This is a genomic window from Microbacterium umsixpiens (assembly GCF_053543675.1).
Genome location: NZ_JBLVOH010000248.1, coordinates 1 through 3,852 on the forward strand (window position 1 = coordinate 1; position 3,852 = coordinate 3,852).

General features: G+C 70.9%; 4 protein-coding genes and 1 pseudogene. 2 read left to right on the forward strand and 3 right to left on the reverse strand.

Annotated elements, in window-relative coordinates:
- On the forward strand, positions 1-1,143 hold a 1,143-nt coding region (locus tag ACNPM4_RS20595; RefSeq protein WP_448987006.1), incomplete at its 5' end, for a hypothetical protein.
- On the opposite strand, the gene ACNPM4_RS20600 is transcribed toward ACNPM4_RS20595, so the two are convergent.
- The 3 genes from ACNPM4_RS20600 to ACNPM4_RS20610 are packed head-to-tail and all read right to left on the reverse strand — an operon-like array spanning position 1,098 to position 2,955.
- The gene (locus tag ACNPM4_RS20600) at positions 1,098-1,697 is read right to left on the reverse strand and encodes a hypothetical protein (protein ID WP_448987007.1); all 600 of its coding nucleotides are present in this window, start codon (positions 1,695-1,697) and stop codon (positions 1,098-1,100) included. The two genes, ACNPM4_RS20595 and ACNPM4_RS20600, sit on opposite strands and share 46 nt — an antisense overlap.
- The gene (locus ACNPM4_RS20605; RefSeq protein WP_448987008.1) at positions 1,694-2,254 is read right to left on the reverse strand and encodes a DUF4352 domain-containing protein; all 561 of its coding nucleotides are present in this window, start codon (positions 2,252-2,254) and stop codon (positions 1,694-1,696) included. The genes ACNPM4_RS20600 and ACNPM4_RS20605 overlap by 4 nt, the downstream gene beginning before the upstream one ends.
- Complete coding sequence (locus tag ACNPM4_RS20610; RefSeq protein WP_448987009.1) at positions 2,251-2,955, reverse strand: hypothetical protein; 705 nt, start codon at positions 2,953-2,955, stop codon at positions 2,251-2,253. Before ACNPM4_RS20610 ends, ACNPM4_RS20605 begins: the two co-directional genes overlap by 4 nt.
- A gap of 187 nt (positions 2,956-3,142) precedes the next feature.
- Between ACNPM4_RS20610 and ACNPM4_RS20615 the strand changes: the two are divergent.
- A pseudogene (locus tag ACNPM4_RS20615) lies at positions 3,143-3,852 on the forward strand (Re/Si-specific NAD(P)(+) transhydrogenase subunit alpha); the annotation flags it as partial.

Genomic DNA, 3,852 nt, shown 5'->3' on the forward strand with positions numbered 1-3,852 from the left:
GCGGCGGACCGCCGCCGCACCTTCCTCTCGGCGCTGCTGGCCGGCATCCTCCCCTTCTTCGCGGTCTACTGGGCGCAGGGGCTGCTGGGCGAAGACGTGCGGGCATACTCGCTGCGCGCTCTCGAGGTGCGCAACGGCGTCATCTGGACGGCGGCCGCCAACGGCGAAGGTCCGGTGAGCTCGGTCGACACCGTGCTGAACCTGCCGATCAACGTGTGGACCATCTCGATCATCGTGCTCGCGTTCGCCGGCCGCTGGGCGTGGTCGAAGTGGTCGGCGAAGCTCGCGAAGTGGCTGTCGCCGGTCGCGGTCTACTTCGAGATCGTCTGGGTCTTCTTCTCGGTGATGGTCCTCGGCGACATCTTCGACACGATCAAGGCGTGGGTCGACAGCCGCGCGGCCATGGCCTTCCTCGAGACGGTGAGGGAGCAGATCCTGGATGCCGTCGCCCCGCTGCGCTGGCTCTGGGAGGGGATCGGCTGGCTGCTCTCCGAGGCGGGCCCGGTGCTCCTCGCTCCGCTCGCGTGGCTGACCATCGCCGGCGTGGTGTTCGGACAGGCGATCGTCGCCGAGAAGCTGCGTGTGGAGAGCGAGCTGATCGCCCGCGTGCGCGAACACGCGGCCGTCATCCCGAACCCGCTCGTGCGCCGGCTCAAGGATCTCGGCGAAGAGCTCGGCGCCCGCTTCCGCCCGATCGGGCGAGCGCTGCTGCTCATGTGGCGCGCAGGACCACTCCTCGTCGGCTCCTACGCGCTGCTCTACGTCATCGTGAAGGCGCTCGAGTCATACCTCGGCTTCGGGATCACCCGCCTGGTCGGCCCGCAGGAGTACGTGTTCTGGGCGATCGCCGCGCCGCTCGTGTCGCTCGTGCCGCTGCTGCTCATGGAGCCGGTGCGCATCGCGGTCATCAGCGGGGCGTACGACGCCACCCTCGCGCGGCTGCGCAAGCGGCAGCAGGACCGCACCGACACGGTGGGTGTCTCGGAGGCGGAGGGAGAGATGCGTGCCGTCGCCGATGCCGCCGGACTCCTGCCGTCATCGGTGGATGCCGTCGCCGCCGCGATGGTCACCGCGCCCGCCAGGGACAGCGTCGAGGGTCAGGGCTCGAAATCGAACCTCACGAAGGACCCGCCGGCGTCGTAGGGGCGCACGTCGACCCAGAAGGGGCCCTCGACATCTTCCGGCACCACGAACGGCACGATCAGTTCGTAGGCGCCGGCCTGCTCGCTGAGGCAGGTCTCCGGTTCGTCCGCGCTCCAGTCCAGCCCGATCTCCGCGCGGACGGGACCCCACTCGCGCCCCGTGGACTGCTCCACGAGGGTCGGCGTCTCGCACCCCATCCCCTCGGCATCAGGATCCACTGGCACCCCGACGGCGATCAGGCGCGTGTTCGGAGGGACGTCGAGACCCGAGAGGTCTTCGATCTCCCCACCGCGCACCGGCCCCCAGGTCGCGCCGGCGAGATCAGTCGTCTCGTCCTCGACGACCACCACGGGTGTGACCGCACGGGCCCCGAATCCGAAGAACTGGTACCACTCCTGCCACCCGACCGCGATGGCGGTCGCCGGCAGCAGCACGACGAGTGCGACCAGAGCCAGAGTGTTGCGGCGCCACCAGGAGGGCGGCTTCGCCGGGGCGGCGGCGGCCTCCGCGTCTTCCCGAGGCGCGGGCGGTACCGGAGGGAGGGGGATGGTCATCGGGCCCAGCCGTTCTCGTCCAGGAGCACCTCGGCCTCGACGGGCAGCGCGGCGAGGTCGATCGACAGCTCGATCACGGTGTCGCGCACCACCTCTCCGAGGCCGGACCCCGGCATGCCCAGGCGGAGCGTCGCGCGGTCGCCGGTCACGTCGTCCGGGAGCTCGAACGCGAGGCTCCCGGAGCGCGGGACGCCGGTGACCAGCCGCTGATCGACGAAGCTGGTGCCGCGATCCGTCGCGCTGAACGTACGGTCGCCGATCGTGAGTTCCGCGAGCCGTGAGCCGCTCTGATCCTGCGTCACGCCGGTGGCGGCCTCGAGATCGACGACGAGCCAGGTGCCGTCGGCCGACCAGCCCTCCGCATCCGTGACCCGATCCGCGAGGTGCACGTCGGTCACGGTCACGACGAGGTTGCGCGTCGAGGCCTCTTCGCCGATCTGTGCGACCGAGGCGAACGCGGCATTCGGGGCGTCGTCGGGGAGCGTCGCCTTCGAGACGCCCCAGGCGCAGACGAGCAACGCCACGGTGGCGACCCAGATCAGGATGTGCTTCTTCACGGGAGCGGCACCTCGTCGATGGTCGCCGTCAGGGTCGCTCCGACGCGGACGTCCACCCAGTAGTCGCCGCGCATCACGCTCTGACCGACGTAGTGGTCCGACTCGGGGAGGGTGAGAGTGATCTCGTCGCCGTCGTGGAAGTCGTCCGGCCCGACGATCCAGGTGAGCAGCATGCGGGCGGGGACGTCAGGCTGCAACCGGGGCGCGCGCTCGCCGTCGTCGGCACGGAAGACGTCGCCCTTCTCATCGAGACCCTCGATGCGGATGCCGTCGAGCACCGGGGATTGCGGGGGGTTCGCCGTCGACGGTCGCGGTTTGTCGAACGTGTTGACGACGTCGACCGTGACGACCAGCACTCGCTCGCCCTTCTCCTCGTCCGGGAAGACCAGGGTTCGGCCGCTCTCCGCGCTCAGCTCGTCGCGCAGCTCGACCCCGAGCACGGTCATCTCGAGATCGGAGCCCGCGAAGGTCTCGCCGACCTCGACGACCGGCGTGGGATCGACGGCCGCGGCCTCGAGTCCGCCGAAGACGGCGGTGGTCGCGAGCAGCACGGCTCCGGCGCCGGTGATGAGCCAGGACGTCGGGATCAGGTCGATGCTGCGTCGCGCCCAGCCGAGGACCTTCGCCCTCGCGCTCGCGTTCGCCGCGGTGACGGCCGGATCCTGCCCCTGGGCGGGGCTCTCCGGCGGCGTCGTGGTCACGGCAACAGCTTAGGACCGCGCGCGCGGCTGATCGCTCCTCTGCTTTCCGCAAGAACGAGACTTCTTTCCGCGTCATGCGGGCGAAGAAGGGGCGTTCCCGGAGCCGTGCTCAGTACTCTGAGCGAAAGTCAGGGGCAGAGACGCCCCGGAGCGGCCCCGTCGACGGCGACGGGCGGAGGAGGATGCAGTGGCAGTCATCGGCATCGTGCGGGAGCCTGCGGGCGAAGCACGGGTCTCGGCCACCCCGGCGACGATCGCGTCGCTGAGGAAGCTGGGCCACACGGTCAGAGTGGAACGCGGAGCGGGCGCTGCAGCCTCATACCCCGACGCGGAGTATGAGGCGGCGGGGGCCGCACTCGTCGAGCGCGCCGAGGCGTGGGGCAGCGAGATCGTGCTCGCCATCACAGCACCCGGCCCCGACGAGATCGCCCTCCTCTCCGACGGCGCGACCCTCATCGCGCTGCTGTCACCCGCCCTCCGCCCCGACCTGGTCGAGTCTCTCGCCCAGCGCGGGATCACGGCCGTCGCGCTCGACGCCGTACCCCGCATCTCGCGCGCGCAGTCGATGGACGTGCTCAGCTCGATGGCGAACATCGCCGGGTATCGGGCCGTCGTCGAGGCCGCCCACGAGTTCGGGCGCTTCTTCACGGGACAGGTGACCGCCGCGGGCAAGGTGCCGCCGGCGAAGGTGCTGGTGGCGGGAGCCGGCGTCGCCGGACTCGCGGCCATCGGTGCCGCGTCGAGTCTCGGCGCGATCGTCCGTGCCACCGATCCGCGCCCCGAGGTCGCCGACCAGGTCACGTCGATCGGCGGCACGTATCTTCCGGTCGACGTCGCGGTCGCCGCCTCCACCGACGGCTACGCGAAGGCGACGAGTGCGGACTACGACCGGCGAGC